This window comes from Bacteroidota bacterium (assembly GCA_016718825.1).
In the GTDB taxonomy this organism is placed as follows: Bacteria; Bacteroidota; Bacteroidia; order J057; family JADKCL01; genus JADKCL01.
This window is the reverse complement of sequence record JADKCL010000024.1, coordinates 40917-58840: the sequence shown is the minus strand read 5'-3', so window position 1 is coordinate 58840 and position 17924 is coordinate 40917. Positions and strand designations below refer to the sequence as shown.

At 51.7% G+C, this 17924-nt stretch carries 14 protein-coding genes; 2 read left to right on the top strand and 12 right to left on the bottom strand.

Translation table 11 applies throughout. From position 1 onward, the window contains the following. Positions 1 to 161: 161 nt before the first annotated feature. Positions 162 to 2243 carry a T9SS type A sorting domain-containing protein gene (locus IPN95_21560; GenBank protein ID MBK9451954.1) on the top strand — a complete coding sequence of 694 codons (2082 nt, stop codon included), beginning with the start codon at positions 162 to 164 and terminating at the stop codon, positions 2241 to 2243. A 69-nt stretch (positions 2244 to 2312) separates the two neighbouring features. Here the strand turns inward: IPN95_21560 and IPN95_21555 are convergent, their stop codons facing one another. The 5 genes from IPN95_21555 to IPN95_21535 form a co-directional block, all read right to left on the bottom strand. Further along, a complete protein-coding gene (locus IPN95_21555) occupies positions 2313 to 3011 on the bottom strand; it encodes an endonuclease V (protein MBK9451953.1) in 699 nt (232 codons plus the stop codon). Beyond that, positions 3004 to 5979, bottom strand: a complete 2976-nt coding sequence (locus tag IPN95_21550) for a DUF504 domain-containing protein (GenBank protein ID MBK9451952.1) — start codon at positions 5977 to 5979, stop codon at positions 3004 to 3006. Before IPN95_21550 ends, IPN95_21555 begins: the two co-directional genes overlap by 8 nt. A 354-nt stretch (positions 5980 to 6333) precedes the next feature. Beyond that, on the bottom strand, positions 6334 to 7725 hold the full coding sequence (locus IPN95_21545) for an ankyrin repeat domain-containing protein (protein ID MBK9451951.1): 1392 nt from the start codon (positions 7723 to 7725) through the stop codon (positions 6334 to 6336). A gap of 72 nt (positions 7726 to 7797) precedes the next feature. Continuing rightward, positions 7798 to 10455, bottom strand: a complete 2658-nt coding sequence (locus tag IPN95_21540; protein MBK9451950.1) for a hypothetical protein — start codon at positions 10453 to 10455, stop codon at positions 7798 to 7800. Positions 10456 to 10569: 114 nt separating this feature from the next. After that, a complete protein-coding gene (locus tag IPN95_21535; GenBank protein MBK9451949.1) occupies positions 10570 to 11289 on the bottom strand; it encodes a hypothetical protein in 720 nt (239 codons plus the stop codon). Positions 11290 to 11633: 344 nt separating this feature from the next. Between IPN95_21535 and IPN95_21530 the strand changes: the two genes are divergently transcribed. Beyond that, positions 11634 to 11984 carry a hypothetical protein gene (locus IPN95_21530; protein MBK9451948.1) on the top strand — a complete coding sequence of 117 codons (351 nt, stop codon included), beginning with the start codon at positions 11634 to 11636 and terminating at the stop codon, positions 11982 to 11984. 137 nt (positions 11985 to 12121) lie between these two features. Here IPN95_21530 and IPN95_21525 read toward each other — a convergent pair whose 3' ends face one another. The 7 genes from IPN95_21525 to IPN95_21495 form a co-directional block, all read right to left on the bottom strand. Continuing rightward, positions 12122 to 12487: a Uma2 family endonuclease gene (locus IPN95_21525; GenBank protein MBK9451947.1), complete on the bottom strand. Its 366-nt coding sequence runs from the start codon at positions 12485 to 12487 to the stop codon at positions 12122 to 12124. Between the two features lie 46 nt (positions 12488 to 12533). Beyond that, positions 12534 to 12698, bottom strand: coding sequence for a hypothetical protein (locus IPN95_21520; GenBank protein MBK9451946.1), 165 nt, complete (start codon positions 12696 to 12698; stop codon positions 12534 to 12536). An 81-nt stretch (positions 12699 to 12779) separates the two neighbouring features. After that, positions 12780 to 13976 carry a DUF1501 domain-containing protein gene (locus tag IPN95_21515; GenBank protein ID MBK9451945.1) on the bottom strand — a complete coding sequence of 399 codons (1197 nt, stop codon included), beginning with the start codon at positions 13974 to 13976 and terminating at the stop codon, positions 12780 to 12782. Then, the gene (locus IPN95_21510; GenBank protein MBK9451944.1) at positions 13973 to 15391 is read right to left on the bottom strand and encodes a DUF1800 domain-containing protein; all 1419 of its coding nucleotides are present in this window, start codon (positions 15389 to 15391) and stop codon (positions 13973 to 13975) included. The genes IPN95_21515 and IPN95_21510 overlap by 4 nt, the downstream gene beginning before the upstream one ends. A gap of 115 nt (positions 15392 to 15506) precedes the next feature. Beyond that, a complete protein-coding gene (locus tag IPN95_21505; GenBank protein MBK9451943.1) occupies positions 15507 to 15695 on the bottom strand; it encodes a hypothetical protein in 189 nt (62 codons plus the stop codon). Between the two features lie 63 nt (positions 15696 to 15758). Beyond that, complete coding sequence (locus IPN95_21500; protein ID MBK9451942.1) at positions 15759 to 16958, bottom strand: restriction endonuclease; 1200 nt, start codon at positions 16956 to 16958, stop codon at positions 15759 to 15761. Next, the gene (locus tag IPN95_21495) at positions 16955 to 17899 is read right to left on the bottom strand and encodes an AAA family ATPase (protein MBK9451941.1); all 945 of its coding nucleotides are present in this window, start codon (positions 17897 to 17899) and stop codon (positions 16955 to 16957) included. Before IPN95_21495 ends, IPN95_21500 begins: the two co-directional genes overlap by 4 nt. Positions 17900 to 17924 lie beyond the last annotated feature (25 nt).

The window sequence follows — 17924 nt, the reverse complement described above, 5'->3', positions numbered from 1 at the left end:
CGTCAAACTCACGGAATGTCGTTTGAAATCAGCACGATGACTTTCTGCCCGATTTGTTCGACTTGAGTCAGATTCGCGATGGAAGGGCTATGTTAACTCCTGACAATTGACTAACTTGCTTTTCATTTCATGGTCAATTTTTAGAACAATTCGATTTAATGATGAAGAAAATCTACTCCCTGTTTTGCCTTGCCTTGCTTGGAATGGGCCTTCAAGCCCAGTCAACATTTTCGGATGATTTCGAAAGCTACACCCTTGGCGCGTATGTCGCACAAGCGTCTCCAAATTGGACCACCTGGAGTGGCACTTCCGGCGGTCCGGAAGATGCCCAAGTGGTGAATACGCAGGCCTCAAGCGGTACGCAATCGATTTATTTCAATGCAACGGCTTCCACGGGCGGCCCGCAAGATTTGGTCTTGCCCTTTGGCGGTCAATACAATACAGGTCAATTTCATTACGAAATGGACATGATGATCTCCACTGGAAAAGGGGCCTATTTCAATTTTCAAGCGAATTCGACGATCGGTGACCTTTGGGCATTGGAGGCGCATTTTATCCAAACCGGAACCTTGATCCTTTCCAATACCAACGGAACGTATTTGACAACGACCTACCCCACAGGGGTTTGGTTCAATGTTGCATTCGATATCAATCTCAACACCAACGTCTGGGAGTTGTCGATTGACAACGTTTCCCAAGGTACATTTTCCAACTCGGTCAATCAAGTTGCATCGTTGGACATCTATCCCGTCAATTCCACCACCAATGGCGGAAATGGACAATCTACCTTCTGGGTCGATGACGTCTCGTACACCCACACCCCTTACACTTTGCCTTCGGTGAACGCCGGCGTATTTGCGGTCGGCTCGTTGAATCCTGCGACGCGGGCGCCAGGTCCCATCGTTGGTTTGGTCGGTCAATCGAGGAACATTTCCGCAACGATTCGCAACTTGGGTGTGGATCCCATTACCAGTTTTCAAATTGGCTATTTGTACAATGGCATCCCGGGAACAGCAAACGTGTCGGGTCTGAATATTCCTTCGTTGGCGACAAGCATCGTGAATTTCACCACACCGGCAACTTTGATTGCTGGCACCAACAACTTGACCGTCACCATTTCCAATGTCAATGGTGCAGGTCAGGATGCTGAGCCGTTGGATGACACCGGCACGCGTCCGGTCACGATTTCGGCGGTTCCTGCGGCCAACAAAATCGTGGTGGGTGAAGAAGGGACAGGCACATGGTGTCAATGGTGCCCACGCGGTGCGGTATTCATGGACTACATGCACGATTCCTACGCTGGATTTTGGGCAGGTATTGCGGTACACAACGGAAACAATGAGCCGATGAAGTTGGCCGAATACGATACCCCCTTTAGTGGATTCTTGAGTGGATATCCCGGCGTTTTGGTAGAACGGGGTACCGAAATCGATCCTTTGGACATCGAGCAAGACTTTTTGACCAAGGTTCAGGCTGCCCCGACGGCCAGTCTGGTCAACGGTGCCACGTGGGATGCCAATTCACGGACACTGAATGTGTCGGTCACCTACACCTTCACAGGAACTGCCAACGAATTCTGGCGTGTTGCTTGTGTTTTGACCGAAGACAGCGTGTCCGGAACCACGAGCGGATATAGCCAAGCCAATGCCTATGCCAACAATCAGGCAGGCCCAATGGGTGGTTTTGAATCGCTTGCTGCCTCCGTGCCAGCGGCGCAGATGAACTACAACCACGTTGCACGTGCATTGAGCCCCAATTTTTATGGCGCACCAGAGTTCACCGGTACGGTCAACTCAGGAGCGATTCATACCTTCAATTTCTCCTTTGTGCTTCCTGCTGATTGGGATGAGAATGAAATTTCGATCATCGGCATGTTGATCGACGATGGCGGCGAAATCGACAACGGTTCCAAAACGACCATTACCGAAGCTGTGACCAACGGATTTGTGCCCGGAACTGCGATTGTCGGTGTGCAGCAGCCCAGCGGTCCTGACCAACTCGTTTCGTTGTACCCCAATCCAACGGAAGCCAATGCTTGGTTGAGCCTGAATATGACCACGGAGGCAGAAGTGTCAGTGGTGATTTCAGACCTGCAAGGACGTGTGCTGTCGACGCGCAACTACGGAATCCTCAACGGAGGTCAGCAAATGGAAATCAATACACAAGGTTTTGCAAAAGGCCTTTACTTCGTTCAGGTTACGATGGGTGATGTCGTGAAAACACAGCGTCTCGTCGTGAATTGATTGGTTAGATGGAACAATGAAAATGGTCGGCTCTGTATCAGAACCGACCATTTTCTATTATCAGTGAGCTCAATCCAAATAGGTCATCCTGATCCCATGCTCACCCTTCGCGTAGGCGCGGCATGCCTGATCCGCCCTTCGCAACGGCTCAATGACGCGAAATCCGCCTCCCAGCCCCAGCACGAACTGCAAACTCGCACTCAAACTCAAAAGATGCCCGGGACTCACGAATACGGGCTTGACGCCCAGCGCTGTGCGAACTGCATAGCCGACGGTTTCGCTGTCTACAATCACCGGAATGGTGCTGCCGACCGGTTCATCGAGTTCGCCGGTGTATTGCACGAGCGTTTCCTTGGCGCATCCCAAAGTCGGAATTCCCAATTCGATGCCCAGCCAACAGGCCACGCCAAACTTGCGCGGATGTGCGATGCCATGCCCATCCACGATGATCAGTTTGGGCGCAAATCCGGCGTAGTCGATGGCCTTTTGGATGGCGGACTTGAGCACGGGGCCTTCGCGGAATGCAAAATACCCAGGGATGTAGGGTTCTGTAACCGGTTCATTTACAGCGTAAATCTCTACAGCATTTCCACGCCATGCGGCATGGTCAATGGCCACGAATCCTGTGTCTCCCACGTATTGCACATCGAGCGAAAAGATCGCATCGCCCGTTTCCAGTTGCAGATCATTTGCCGCATCCGGGATGATTACTTTTTGGGCCAAAGCTGCTTGCAGCAATGCCAATTCTTCCAAATTCTCCTCAGTCATGGGATTCAATATCGTGGTTTCCTTCGGATACAAGATTCTCAAATGTGATTTTGCTTTTCAACTTGGCGGATGCGGGACGGTTGGACATTTCATGAAAGGCCTTTTCGAATTGTTCCAACAGGGCATCTATCTGCTCGATTTCAGCCTCTTGCGGCAATTGAGGCAACCCAATTCGGTATTGTCGCTGCAAGGCAGCTGACCTTACAAAGCCTGAAGAAGGTCTGGGTGTCAGGAATGGCAAAGCCTCCAGATTTCTCAGCAGTCCAATGATCTGACTTTGCATCCACCCACTGACGTGTTCCAGTTCCTCAGAAGTTCTTGCCTGCCATTCGAGTTGAATGGTCGCTGCGAACAAAGGAGCGGGCAAGGCGAAGAAGTCATTCCACGTCAATTGGCCGTCCCAAATCTCCCAGATTTTCAGCAAGGCCTCCTCCGCGTGTACGCGTAGGGTCGCAAGCGTGCCTGTGCTGACATTGCGCGTAATGTTGAGCCCGCCGGGCGCGCCCGACGTGAGGAACATGGGTTCGCCATTCAGAGAATTCGCTGACCAATCCTGCCGCAAAAACCATTCGAAGAAGGTCGAAAGCCATGATTCAGCACTCGCATGGATTTCAGCCTGGGCCAACATCAAAGTCCAGGCAAATCCACCGGGATAGCCGAAGGCATTGCCGTGGATGTCGTTCAAATCCGCCCAAGTTTTCAGCGCAATCGCAGCAATATGGAATTTGTCCTGCCAAGCAGAGACGATGCCTTCAACAATCTGAAAATCCTGAAATGCGTTGAAAATCCGCAGTTGCGTCGTTGAAAGCGAGGCGATTTCGAGGTCGCTCCAATGCTCAGGATGCTTCAACGGCTGCTTGGAAGTCAATTCGAGGTACATGATGTCAGCCTCCATATCCTCGAATTCCAGCCGCAATGTGGGTACAAGTGCATTTGCAGCGACACGCGCCAAGGTCAAGCCTTCTGCATTCCGTTGGAAATCAGTGAAGAAATCCGCCTGCGGCATGTGGCTCATGCAGAGGAAATCCAAGTCGCTGTCAGGCAACAAGGTCCCCAAAGCCAATGAACCAACCGGAAGCAGAATGTTGGGTTTTCCGAGTTTGGAGGCGGCCTTTTCGAGCCTTTGAATGATGCTTTTCCGTCGTTTGCTCAGCCATTTTGACGGCAAAAGGCCCATTCCGCCCAAAGTTGTTTCCAAAGCGACCTTCTGCTTGCCGAATTGGTCGAAAATGCTGGGAAGGACCCTGGATTTCTCCGAATCGGAAGGCATTTTGCCAAGAAACACCGTTTCGTGGACCTCGAATGCCCGATTTCCGGCTCTTGCAATCAACGAAAGTACATTCACTTCAAAAGAAACCGGGGTCCAGAGGGAGTTCCATTCGGTGAGCAGCTGTTTTGCCTCCCGTTTGCGGCTATGGGGAATCTTTGCCACGGTCAAATGCGGATTCCAGTCGCCATGGCGATTCTGTTCGTCGCAATTCGGGAACAAGTCACGAGAAATTTGCTGGATTTCGCGCAGTTTTCGGATCGAATCGGCATCTGGCCGCAGATAAATCGTGGTGCTGTCTGCATGTTCGAAGCTGTCAAATCCCTCCAACGTCAATTCGAAGGACGCAAATCCCGACAAAGCATTTTGCAGAACAACGGCGGCTTCGGCGAAATAGGGCTGCGGAATGAAGCCATACAGCAGGTTGATATGGGGCATCCATCGGCTGAACGTGCTGTCATATTGTCGCCGGAGCGCCTGAATTTCATGCCAGACATTGGCCGGTGGGAGCAAGGTCAATGCAGAATGATGCGTTTTGGGCGCCCTTCGCAGCGAACCAAAACTGCCACCGAAACTGAGTTTGGCCTGCACGCCGTAATGATCGGACAGGTATTCGCCTGTCGAAGGATCCTTGAGGTGAACGATTTCGATCATTTCGGCCAAAGGAAATCCCGTTTCGGTGCGCACCAACATACGATCGAGGCGACGGTCGCGGGCATTGGGAATCACCTTTTTGCTCATCGGATTGTGGGAACCATCGTAGGTGATGCCCGGGTCGCCGGGATGCAATTGCAGCCAAAAATCGGTGAATTCGGCCAAGGTCGGACTTTGGTATTCGTCCCCGAAGTTGAAGTCGCCCTGCAGCAACACCGCGTCATCCGGCGGCAATTGCGCCAACAAGCTGGACAAATAGGCCTCGCGTTTGGCGGGGGCATTGGCACCCGAATCGCTGAAAAGATGCACATTCAGCACCCAAAAGCGGCTTCCCTTGTGCTCGAAAGCCAGCAGGATGCTCCTGCATTCTTCGTCGATGATAGGCGCCAAGGCTATTTGCGGAACGACCTTCGTCAAGACAATTTCGAAATGGCTACGTTCCTGCGCGATGTGGCGGTTGTCGATCACGCAATAATTCCGCTGTACCCAAGGCTGTTTCCCCAACAATTCGAGGAATTCCCGATCCGATTCTTGCAGCGTGATCACGTCGGCCTCCATCGTGGAGAGGAGGTCCAGCAGTTGTTGATAGCGCTGGGTGCCGGGGACTTTTTCGAAGAGAAAGTGGTTGGACAGGAGGTTGACGGTGAGGGTATTCCAAGTGGATGCGGCAAGTGGTTGGGCGTTGGATGCCTCCCAATTTCCGGCCAAGGCATCAAACTGCAAGGCTGGAATACGTTGCCAACCGGAGCCGACGATGCCTTCCTCGGCTTTGAATTCGATGATCAAGTTTGGAGGTGTATCACCGGACCCGAAGATCATGTCGATGCGGGTTTCGCGGTCCCAGATGCGCAGCTCGGCGAGTCGGAAATATTGGATGCGGTCCCAGGGAACGCGTCCGCCGGGGGTAAAATCGGAAAATGGCATCTCGACGAGACCGCGCATGCGGTCAATGTAGCCTATGAAAATGGATTCCGTGGGAATTCCCCCGTCCCATTTGAGGCGACTATGGACATCTTTGATGCTTCGGAGTGTTGGTTTGGCTTTCATGCCGCGAAATTAGTGGCTCGGTGGCCGATTTGCGTCGATATTGGGAATGGATGGTGAATTTTGCGGGGTGAAAGGGTTATTCTGGTCTCTGGAGCCCGTGGCCTCCCCAGAACCCGAGGCCTCCGGCCTCCAGGGTTATGCTGCTGCCACCGCGTCCCGCGTACGCGGGAGCCTCCGGCTGATAAGTTCGAGGAAACAGTTCGAGGACGAGCGGTTGGCGGTACCAATATGAGCGCGATGCCAGCAAATTTTATGAATTCTTCAGCCGGAGGCTGGCTGCAGGATGGGCGTTGTGGCGGGACGCCACCGCCTCAATGCTTCGCCACCGCCTCGAACAAACGCCACCGTCTCGATTCACCTCACCCCATTCAAGATCAGCAGGTTGGTCTTGGCCACCAAGGGACCCAAGCTGCGGATGCGGCGTTCCGGCAATCCGGCGATCAAGGCTGCGAGCAGCTTGGGCTTCGCCGTCCAAATCGCATCGTTCAAGACCGCCGAAAGCTGCGCATTCTCATCCAGAAAATCCGTCAGGCTGCGGCCGTCCTCGGTGCGTGTCATCAATTCTGCAGCTTCAGGCCATCTTTTGTTGCGGGACATCGTTTTGAGGAGCGTGAGAAATTGGCCGTGAACCGCTGCGCTTTGCCAAAGGTTCAAGCCCGTTGCCGGATCCTTGCGGACGCAATCAGCAGGCGTGAGGGCTTCGCCCGTCATATTGAGCTGCGATGCGATGTCTTCAATGCTCTCCAAAACCGCTTTCCGGTGGATGCGCCAAGATTGGTTTTTGCTGGGCGAAAACAAGAAATCCTTTTCCAGGGTATCGTCGATCGCTTGGCCTTCCATTACGCCAAACAAATCGACGGTATCTTCAACTGCCTTGGCAACAGGCCCGTTGTGCTGCACTTGCATCGGCGGTTCGGCGGCAGCAAAATCCTGAACAATAGTCTGCACCTGCTTGATAATCGGCGGATTGGGATCATCATCGTCATCTTGCGGGATCGGCGACTTTACCTGCATTCCGGGTGTGCGCATGGACGGCTGTTGCACAGCAGCTTGCTGAAACGGATCTTGCTTCGGACTGTCGTCGTCAAACGCCGAACGAAGGGTAGGGGAGGCCTCCTCGGGCTGATCTTCCTGCGCTTCGCCTTGGAAATTAAGGACGCGGTTGAACAAGTCTCCTGGAATTTTGAGGAATTGCTGCCCTGCCAAGGTCACTGCACTGACTTCGTCCTCGTCCTCCACTTTGGGATTCCCACCTGCATCCATCAAGACATTCACGACCTCATACCATTCCTTGCTCATCGCAAAATGCAAGGCGGTACGTCCTTGATTGTCACGGATATTGAGTCGAAGTTTTGGAATCAAAATGATAGCGCGCACAAGGTCCAAGGCCTTTTTTTGTCCCCAATTGCCTTTTACTGCGGCTAGGAGGGCCGTATCGCCATTTTTGCTCTGCAAATTCCCATTCACCGTGCTCATCCTTGCCAATTCGCTCACATACTCGACAAGACCCAAAGTGGCACAATGACGCAATGCACAATATTCAGCACTGGAAACCAATACCTTGGGGATTTTGAGCAATGCGCGGAACAGCTTGAAATTTTCGGCCTTGATCGCCCGCTCAAACAGCTCATGAATGTGGCTGTTGACGATCTTGATGTCGAGATCGCTCAAATCAGCATACTGATCCACCGCCGAATAGTCGCCGGCGTTGAGGGAAGTAAGAAGGGCTCTACCTTGATTGGACATCTAAGTGAAAAGTGAAAAGTGAAAAGCGAAAAGTCAGAGGCTGCATGCAAAACTGCTAACGCTCCATCATGTCTAATTCTTCATTTCTAATTCCAACGCGCTTTGCTCCAAATATGCTTGGATCTTGCGTGGGTCGCTGAGTCGGGTCGCAAAGACCGGCCGCTCACAGAGAGCTTCCTTGTTGGATAGCAATTCGGCCAATTTGAAAGTATCCAAACGGTCGATGTTGCCAATGAGGTCAAATCCGGGAAGCGAATTGCGGTGGAAGAAGCTGGCTACCAGCAGTTTTTCGGTTTCAGGCGGTGCTTGAATCAGCAGGCGATTCAAAAAGGTCTGAATGCGCGTTCTTGCATTGCCTTCGTAGCGATCGACAAATTCGATTTTGGCTTCCTTGAGGAATTCCTTCAATTTCTCCGAAATCGATTCGCCGACGATCAAAACATGGTCTTTGCGCGCATCACGCAGCACGTGCATCGGCAACAATCCGCCTTTACCGCCATCCATTTTCCCGACAACCAAGGTGGTCATTGAGAGCCCCGAACCAGCGACGCCGCAGGAAATCTGCAGGGCTTCGTCCAACTGTGCCAATGGCGAATCAATGGACAAAATCAAGGATTCATTCCACAATGCCCGCAACGAATTTTGTCCGATTTTGGGAATGGCCAAAGCCGCCAAAAGATGTTCCTGACCGATGGCATCGTCGTCGCGCAGGCTCACCGATCGGCCGTTGAGGGTCATGGTGCTATCGAGCAGCGCCATGGCCAAAAACATGTTTTCCACGCTTACCAATGGCGCGTAGTTTTGGGCCATGATGTACTTCTGTCGGGCGTCGGTCGCTGCAGGAACAGAGGTTTTTGACGCCTTGTCGATGCCTTTTGCGATCGTATCGAGCGTGACAATGTGGTTATTGTCCTTGCTCAAGGGGGTATTCGGGAAATTGGCGCGGAGTTGGTCGCAGAGGATTTCCTGGATTTTGAGGTTGCTGTTGCTGCCTTGCGGCGCACCGTTCAACAAGTCTTCCAGGTAAACCCCGCCCGTTTTCATGCCTTCGCTCAAAGCCGGGCGCATCATGCGCAGGCTTTCGAAGAGCACCTTCAAACGCATGTAGAGATTCACTTTGCCGACCCCGAGGGTGAGGCGCACCATGTCACGGTGGAAAATTTCGACAATGTAGGTGCCTAGTTTCTCCTCAGGATGGTATTCGGCGCGATTTGGATTCAATTCCGGCGGTTTGGACCAGTCTTGGCTGAGGTCGTATCCCGAACTCAAATGCGGTTGCTTGGTCGCCGGACGGCCGAGCATGGCCATTTTGAAGTAATAAATGTTGCGGCGCATCGAGCCGCCGGCCATGTTGTAAAATTCTTCGTCGACTTCGGTAAACAGCTCTGGAAATTTTCCTTCACGAAACGCCTGCGAATCGGGATTCGTCATCTGATCGTAGGCGTTGTTGTACTTGGAAATGATCTCCGTCGCGTCCAAAACATCTTCCCAGCGGTCGATGTAATGGCGGTGCGCATCGGGAACCTTGACGCCGCCTAGCCCGCGGATCATGTGCAGGAACTTCGTAAACGCCTCGGGATTGGCATCCCATTGATCCCGTTTGCTTTCGTAGAGAATCTTGACCGGCAATCCGCAGAGCATTTGGCACCAACGGTGTTGCCAGTCGTCTTGGATCATGTCCTGAATGATGTTGGGCAGGATGCGGTCGTTGGCGGATGCGCTCAGGGTATGGGTCGCGACACCGTCTGCCTGCATATTGCCATCGAGGTAGCAGAAAAAGCAGGGCCAACGTTCGGCATTGTCAAATGCGAAATTCATGCCACCGCTTCCATAGACGCGGCATTTGGCATTTTCGCCGTTGAAGACCTGCAAAACCGGGTGCAGGCAGGTGTCCGAGCCTTCCTTGCATTTGTTGTATTCTTCCAAATGCACGACACGGCCTTCGTTCCAGACACTCGGAAGCAAACCGAGCTGTGTTTTGATCGGCATGAAGGAGGCCTCTTTGGCAAGACCTTCGACTTGGGCGATGCGCAGCAAAATGTCTACCACTTCGTGGGTTTTGGCGCCATTGAAGACGGCTTCGGTTTTGACGAGCCCGTTTTCGTCCGTGATTTTCTCGAGGATGGTGCTGCCAACGCGCTCAAAATCGATCCAGGGCTTGCCGTTGTTGGTCGAATAGGCATCGCCAACAACGTCTTTGAGGGCATTGATCGAAGCTTGGTTGAGCGTGCCTGCCTGCAAGCGCTCGTTGATGCGCGTGTACAGGTCCGGATTCGCGCCCACGTCCAGCACGGTTTCGAAGAGCAGTTCGTTGAGGTCCCGGTCGGCGCAGTTGATGGTGATCGGACCTTCATCGTGCAGCAAATCACCCACAAGGCGTCCAAGAAAGGACTTGCCCGAGCCGTGTTTGCCGATGTAAAACTGGATGCGGCGGTCATTCTCAACCTGCAACAACTGCAAGGTTTCGTAAAACAGCGGCAACATCGACGGGGTCGGCAGCAGCCTGTAAATCAGGCCCATCACTTCTTCGTAGGGTCGTCGAGACCAGATGATGATAGGGTGGACTTCGTCTTCGATGGCCTCGAGGCGGTAGGCATCGTCGGCATTGGTGGCCTGCGGATTGGGCACCATGATCGGCAACGGCCGACCGGGGATACCGATCACACATTTATGCAGCCCCAGGGCCAGAAGTTCCTCGTCGGAGTATTTTCGTTGTGAACCGTTCAGCACTTTCTTCTCTTTCCTTGCTTACCTTCCAAAGATAACAAGAGTTGGGGGATGGGCAAGAATGAAAACGGGGGCTGGAAGATTAAGTTCCCACCCAATTGTCTCCAGCAATGGCTTCTATTTTCGAATCGCTTCCACCTCCACAAGTTGCCGCAAGTCCACCCAGGCGACATAACCGTAGTGCTGCAAAACCCTGACGATGCGGCCGTATTGCTTGCGGCTGAGGATACGCTGACCGTTCTTGATTTTGGAAAGGGTGCCGCGGCCCAAATCTGCCAAGATTTCCAATTGGTTGGTGCTGAGGGCCGAACGATGTTGAAGGAAATGTTGGATGCTCTGACCTTCCATGAAATCGAGGTGGCGGTCCAAATTGAAAAGCTGCCATTTTTCGCTGATGGCTTCCGGGTCTTTGGGGGCAAATTGGTCGTTGGCAAAGGTGATGGCTTCCGGTTCCGTGGCAAAAAAGACGCGTTGCTCATCCGCATTTTCGGCAAACCATTCCATGCCTGCCGCACGTTGCGCAATGAGCTGTTTGGCCAAGGGTTCCATCCTGCCAAGGGGAAATGGCTGATGCCGGTTGCTCATAATTTTCGTGCGTTCGGTTTCAATGCGGTCGGCATCGAGATGGAGGAGGTAAAGTTGCGTGTTGGGGAATAGTCCGGTGGTGAAATGCCCTTTGCGGGGAAGTGCCGTGTCGTTTTCATGTCGTTGCAAATAGGCTTCGCGGGCTTTGCAGAATTCATCCATTCCAAACTCCTTCTGGGTAGCTTCGGATTTGGGACTTGCCTGATGCACAAGTGCGTAGGCGAAATAGTTTTTGATGCGTGTTGTTTCCATGTCGTAATGTTACGACAAAAGTTTCAAAAAGGTGCAATGTTGCGACAAATTATTCAAAAATCTTGAGAGAAATCTTGAAAGGAATTGCGTTCAGAAATGGAATGCACCGGGAAAGTGAGGTTTTTTTGTGATTTGTATATGTTAGAATGTTTCTCGAAATGCTACTTTCTGAATGGATTTAGTTGCAGCAATTCGGCGAATCAATGGTTGTAAATTCCTAAATATATTGATTTTATCATTCAGTATAGATGGTCGTCTTGGATGGTGGCTTGATAAATGATTAGTTTATTCATGTAAGAATTGTAGCTTTGCTGTCTCAATCACCACAAAAACGTTTTGGAATTATGAAAAAGCACTTTCTCTCAATCTGCCTGTTTGTGATGGTCCTGTTGGTTTCCGCAACAATGGCCAATGCACAAAACAACGGCAATGGCAATGCAAACGGCAGCGGCGACCATCTGATCGGACGCGCCACCGGCGCTTTCAATTCAGGTTGCACGAGCTACAATGGCCCAATGAACGCTCAAGTTTCTACTGTGGGCATCTGTTTTGTCAGCGGCTTCATCACCCGCGTTACGTTTTATCCGCAAGTGAATTGTCAGCAAGTCGATTGCAATTTGATTCGCTTTGGTGCGATCGGCTACGTGGACTTTGACTGTGAAGGCAACGTCACCGTTGTGCACTGCAATTATTGATTCTCATAGAATTGAATTCAGACAGGCGATCCTTTTTGGGGTCGCCTGTTTGGCTTCGGTCAGGCCTCTGATCCGAGAGGAATCTTGGGATTGAATTCGACCAAACGTTGACAAACCTCAGCTTGTGAGAAATCCAATTATGATTCGAATTCAACACCGAGGTAAATTCCTGAAAGCGGAATTTTGATCCCCAGGGAATTGAGTGAAACCACATCTTCCAAATCCTGATAGCTGCTGAATACCCATTCACCATTTGGAGATTTGGTGTAAACATCTACTTGCGGATGCGTTTGCTCGATGATCACGTATTCAACCAAGGAGGGGATCGTCCAATATTTGAGGAGCTTGCCGCCGCGATCCCATTTCATATTGCTGGGCGACAATACCTCCACGATCAAGGTCGGATTTGTGGCGATGTCTTTGCGATCTTGTGTCGTCTCCAATTCCCCACAAATTACGGAAGCATCTGGAAATACGATTGAGCCATCAGATTCGATCTGTATCGTGAGACTATTGCTGTAAACATTTCATTGGGAGCCATCCAAAGCGTTACCAAGCTCCCGCGATATTTGCCTCAATTAGGCTATGGGGAATAGACCCACCTGCCATGTCATAGATTTCGCCATTCAGGTATTCGGCCTTGCCCTCTATCGAATCGAGGTAGTCCAAAAACACGGCGCGACTCACCTTGGTAGGCTTTTCAGTTGTCCCCATGAAGTAATTTTACCAAAATTCGGAAGCAAATACAACACTTTCGGCATCAAATACAGCAGATAGACAGCGCCTTTTTGACCCTCAAACCACGCCCAAGGTCTCGAAACGCCCTTCCAAGACCTTTGTTGAATCGGCGCCGAGCCAATCTTGGAGCAAACTGGCATAGACCCGCCTGAAGTCAATCGAATGCTTCAAATCACCTTCGTCCAGGTCCTCCAAGGAGGGTAATGGGTTGTAGATTCCGGGCTTTTTCAAGGCGCCGCCGAGCAGGAAAACATTGCTCGCTGTGCCATGATCCGTTCCGTTGCTGGCATTCTGGGCAACCCTGCGGCCAAATTCGCTGAAGGTCATCACGGTCACGTCCTGAAACCGCCCCTTTTGTTTCAAATCACTACAGAATGCAGCCATGGTGTCGGCGTAGAGCTTGAGCAATCGGCCTTGCTTCGCTTTTTGGCCCGCATGCGTGTCAAATCCGGTCAGACTCACATAGTAAATCTGCGTTTCGCTGCCGCTGATGATCAACTCCGAAATCAGCTTCACGTGCTGCGCAAATGGATTCTGCGGATATTCCACCTTGCTTTGGTAAATCTTGCTTTGGGCGTGAATGTAGTCTGCACTTTGGCTTGTCTCCACCAATGTTTTGTGGAGATATTCCAATGTCGGATGATCATGCACAGCGGTTTGTGGCTGATTTGCAACGGAATGGAAAAACGGTTCGTGTACATTCCTGTAAAAACTCTGCGGATTCGTGAGGGCAATGCCGTTCATGGTTTTGCCTTTCATCGCAAGGCTCAGCCCTTCGTCGACTTCAATGGCTTGGTAGGGCTTGCAATCCGGACAATTGGCATCGAGCAATCTGCCGATCCATCCATCGTTCCAATATTGGTCTGCAGGGCTTGCGCTTTGCCAGATGTCCATGCTGCGAAAGTGGCTGCGAATGGGATTGGGGTAGCCTACACCATTGACAATCGCCAAGTTGCCGCTGTCAAATAGCCCCTTGAGGCCTTCCATTCCGGGTGCGAGCGCCAAGTCGTCGTCGAGCCGCAGGCATTCGCCTTTGGAATGCGCAATTCCCGGCCGCAGCTTGTAATAAACATCGTTTTGCCAGGGCACAACCGTATTCAATCCATCATTTCCGCCGCCCAATTGTACCACGACGAGCACTTTTCCACGGGCATGGCTACCGAATTGCACGTCCGCGCTGCTGCGCAGAAACCTTGGCAACAACAGCATTGCGCTTGCCAAAGCCGATTTTTCAAGGAATTCTCTACGTTTCATTTGAGTTGGAATTCGGGTAGGGCCATCACACGAATGGCAAGGCTTTGAATCAAGCTATTTGGGCTGCTGTTGTCGCCGTATTGGCGCAGATTGTCGAGGTCGACGCGCACCTGCGGGCATACGAGCAAGGCATCCACGATCGCTTGCAGCAATTCGTTTTCGCTCAGGCCGGCAAAAGCGTGCAGGAATTCCTTCCAATCCGACTCCGCTTTGAATTGCTTGGGGATTTCTGTCATCGAAATGTCAGGTCCTTCATCCTCCAAATCGCCTTTGACAGCAATGTCAAACGCATCCGCCCCGAAGAGCACCAATGGCAATTTCATGCGCAACAACAGGGTCGAACTGTCGATCCACTGCGTACCGTTGGGCCAACCTGCGACGTTGGGCGGAAAAAAAAGCACTTGGCCGAGGGCCGTTTGGGCTTTGAGTAGCAACTGTTCGCGGCGCAAGTCCATTTTCAGCAAGCGCTTGAATTGTACAAGCAATTCGACCGGAGATTTGACCAATGCGCCGATGTTTTCCGGGGAATAAAACCATTCGCTGAGAAATAGCTGCTTGAGCGTCAAGCCAATATCAAGCTGGGAATCCTTGAGATTCTTTTCGATTTCAAGGATGCGTTCGGGATGCGGCTGATCGTTGACAAACCAACCGTAAAGCTTTTTGGCAAGGTGCCGACTTGTTTGTGGATGCGTGGCGAGCATGTCCAGGATGTCTTCGCCGGTCCATTCGTCCGTTTTACCGAGCACCGCTTTGTTGCCAAAATCATGCTGTCGCGCGTTGAATTCGTATTTTCCGGTTGCTGTCACCTGCCATCCGGTAAATGCCCTTGCAGCCTCCTTGACATCGTTTTCGGTGTAATTACCGATTCCCAAAGTGAACAATTCCATCACCTCGCGGGCGAAATTTTCGTTGGGATGGCCCTTTTTGTTTTGCTGATTGTTGAGGTAAATCAGCATCGCGGGATCCTTGGCGATGTTGTGCAACAGCCGGTCAAATTTCCCCAGCGCATGGGCGCGGAGCGTATTGTTTTGCACCTGCATGAGGTAGCCGACCGGGACATTCGTTGCAAAATGGTCGTGCCAAAACAGGCATAGTTTTTCGCGCAACTGACCGTTTGCGGTGGCCATACGGTCCAGCCAATGCAGGTTCAATTCCTTGAGTTCCTTCTTGGAGCGCATAAAAATGACGCCCATCTTAAATTTCCCGACTTCCCGTTCGTGTCCGGCTGTCGGATCGGGGAGGAGTTTAAGGTCTTGAAAGGACTTCGAATCCGAAAACAAACGTTCAACATGCCATTCGAGTGGCTTGTCGGCATTTTCCTTCAAAAACTGCGGGGATTCACCAAATCCGGCACGCAAATACAGGTGTTGCAGCTTGCGCGCGGCGTCGGGAAAGGGATTTTTGGAAACTGCCATCGTGCAAGATAGACTTTGCAACGGCGGGATGGTTTAATGCACACTCGGAATTTTCAGGCGTTGGCGAAGTTTGACATCGCCGCTCCAATTACGCTTTCATTACCCAAAAGCGGATTCACCCCATCAAAACGGGCAATTCGTCCTTGAACATCCGTGCCCAAGCCTTCGCCCGCCGTTGCAACTGTTGGGCTGTGCGAATCGGCCTCTCTGCATGATCTTGATTTTGAGCTCCTTGAAGTTCGCATTGAGGCTGGATTTTCCTCCGTCGAACGCCAAACCAAATCGTGATGTCTTTCTGATTCATACCCCAATTTGCGGATGGGTTTTGACACCTCGTGTCAATTACAAGAGGGAATTTCAGCAAGAATCAGCCGTAGGTTTGCAGCAACTCCGCCCAGATCGCCTGTCCCAAATCCGGATTGAGCTGCTGCCCTTGAAGGACATTTACCCCGAGAATGTGGCAATGGTGGGAGGGGTTGTTGAACTTGCCATGGACGCAATTCAATTCGCGGTCGGGATAGACCAAATAGCCGTCAGCGGCTTTCCATTGGTGTTGATAGGCAAAAAGTTGCCGCAAATCCTGGTCGCTAGGTCGGTTGCCATCGAGCAGTTTCCATTTGGTGTCCAAAACGACTGTCCGGTCTGCAGGGCCGCGCAACACGATGTCAGGCTTGAGGTGCGCATGGAATCCCTCTGCATGCCAAAACAGGTCCCTGCTCTGTCCTTCTACCGTCCAATCGGCTGGCGCCGAACGCCTCAGGACCATCAAAATGTAACGTTCCCAGAGTTGGTTCATGTCAAACATCAAAGCGAGCACGTCTTCTTGTCCACCACGAATGTCTGGGTGATAATTGAGCAACAATAGCCGCGCGATGCCGATGGCCTTGCGGTAGCCTTCGGTTTTGCGTGACCAAGGCAGGCGTTGAAAAACAGCCTCGCTGACGGCGATATCCGGCAATTCGGGGAAATCGAGGAGCAGTTGCGTGATGCGCCCGCGAAGGTTGGGGTGGGTGCAAATGCGCGCGAGCAGGCGCAAGGTCTTGTACAAGATGCAATTAAAAGCGTTTTCGCGGTCGTAGGTCGTATGGCGCACGTAAAAGCGCTCCGCGTGCACAAGATTTTGTTGGATTTGCTGCGCGAAAACAAGCCTGCCTTTGAGAGCAGTGCGATTGCCTTCGGTTTTGCGGTAGGACTTTGTGAGGCCGTTGTGCATCAAATAGGCCACTTCGGTCACAAAAAGCTCCATGTAAAGGTCGAGAATGCTGTTGGGTTTGAGTCGGAGGTCGGCGTTTTCGGTGGTTTTGAGGTCGAGTCCTTCGACTTTGCGCAGCATATCGATCAGCACCTTCCGCCAATCTTGGTCGCCTGTGACGCGATCGATTTTCGGCAGAACTTCGATCGTAAAACTGCCGATTTGAAGGATGCCGACGAATTGATTGAATTGGACGCCTCTGGAAATTAGGGAATAATATGGAACACCCTGCTCCCCATAATGCCTTTCCAGCGCCTCTCGGATGTCTGCGGGGGCGGGACTGAAACGTTGGTATTCAAAGAAGGATGCAGTCATAGCTGGCAAGACTTGACCTTCATGGTTTGAATGGCTGACAGGAAATCTTCCTCGGACATCTCGCCGATATGGACGAGGTGCCAAACTTGTTTTTCCATCAAATCGCTTTCGTAGCCGGTTTTGGTGAAGTCGGCAAAAAAATCATCGGCTTTTTTGATTTCGGGATGGGCTATTTTGACGAAGCCGCTGCCCAAAACAAGGCCGATTTTGGAATAATCGCCAAAGAAATATTCCTGCAAAAGCGGCATCAGCTTGTGCTGGAAGGCATTTTTGAGCGCTGAGAGGTCTCTGAGACCCATGAAGTACGCGTGGCCGATTTGATGGTCGCGGTCGAGCAGCTTTTCGATGCGCAGGTTGATGGTATAGAGGATGTCACGCGGCGAAATGTCGGTGGCATCGGTGAGCGATTGGTCCACGAGATCAAGCCGAGGGGGCATTTCGACAAATTCAAAGCGGCGTCGGAGCGCGGTGTCGAGGGCTTCGACGCTGCGGTCTGCGGTATTCATTGTGCCGATGATGTAAAGATTGGGTGGCACGGTGAAGGACTCCTTGGAGTAGGGGAGGGTGACGGAAAGGGCTTCAGGTCGACCGGCGCGCTTGTCGTCCTCGATCAGCGTGATGAGTTCGCCAAAGATTTGCGAGACGTTGCCACGGTTGATTTCGTCGATGATGAGGATGAAATTTGAATTGTCGATCGTCTTTGTCGGCAGGTTCGATGAAGTGATTGTCTTTTCAAATTCTTTGATCGCTGCAAAAACGGCATAGTAGTTTGTAGTCCAGCCGATATCATTTCCAACTTCACTTCGTAATTGTGAAATTCTCGTCACAGATTCAGCATTTTCGAACGTTTCATAAATACGGCGAAGCTTGTCTTCTTCACTTGCGCTTTGGAATTCGCTGTTTGCCTTTGTAATGATGTCCTCACCTTTGACACTAACCAACCCGACTCTTGGAAACTTTGCCGGA